The sequence below is a fragment of the Nitrosopumilus sp. b1 genome, assembly GCF_014078545.1.
Classification (GTDB): Archaea; Thermoproteota; Nitrososphaeria; order Nitrososphaerales; family Nitrosopumilaceae; genus PXYB01.
The window spans coordinates 1-742 of record NZ_MU078746.1 but is presented as its reverse complement, the minus strand read 5'-3'; the positions used below and the strand labels follow the sequence as shown (position 1 = coordinate 742).

Sequence of the window (742 nt, the reverse complement as noted above, 5' to 3'; positions counted from 1 at the left end):
CATAATGTAAGATAATAGTAATGAAATAAAAAGTAATTACTTTTTTAGGGATTCTAGTTCTGGCAGAATTACCTTATCAAAGATTAGATCATCGCTAATCCAGATGCAGTCAATGCCGTTTGCCTTGCATGCCTTGCCTGGTTCCTTGTCTTTTGTGATAAAGACCATGTTGTTTTTCTTTGCATATTCTATTATGTTATAGTCATAGCCCATTTTCTCGTCAGTTGCACGCAGTTTTTTGACGCTTTCTGCATAGTATCCTGCATTTTGCAGCTTGATATCAAGGCCATCACTTGTCTCATCAACTAGAATTCGCAACTCTTTTGGCATGAATCTAGATAAAAATCGAGTTATAATAGTCTAAAGTTTATTTTAACTGCCAGTAGATTAATGGAAACAGCATGGCAAGCCCTGCAACAATTCCTAAAAACAGAACAGCTCCTTGTTGATTCATAAATTAAGTTACAAAATTATTCTATTGATAGTCTAGTGTGTTCGAATTGTACAGGCAGGTTACAAGTCTGCAGTCATTTTTTTAATTTTATTTACAAGACGGAGTTTTTTTGTTATTGCCATCTCTGGCTCCATCGTAAAGTATACGGTGTATGTTTTAGGATAGATTACAATTTGCGTTACCTTTTCTCGCTCTACGTGGACATAACGCACACTACCTAGGCTCTTGTCGAACTCCTGTCTCATCTCACGCCTTTTTGCAACCTGCTGGCAAAAATGCTCCTCGTCT

General features: G+C 36.9%; 1 protein-coding gene and 1 pseudogene. Both read right to left on the bottom strand.

Annotation, left to right across the window (positions count from 1 at the left end; all coding sequences use genetic code 11):
* Positions 1-36: 36 nt before the first annotated feature.
* Complete coding sequence (locus tag C6988_RS09990; protein ID WP_182135170.1) at positions 37-330, bottom strand: hypothetical protein; 294 nt, start codon at positions 328-330, stop codon at positions 37-39.
* A gap of 183 nt (positions 331-513) precedes the next feature.
* A pseudogene (locus C6988_RS09985) lies at positions 514-742 on the bottom strand (hypothetical protein); the annotation flags it as partial.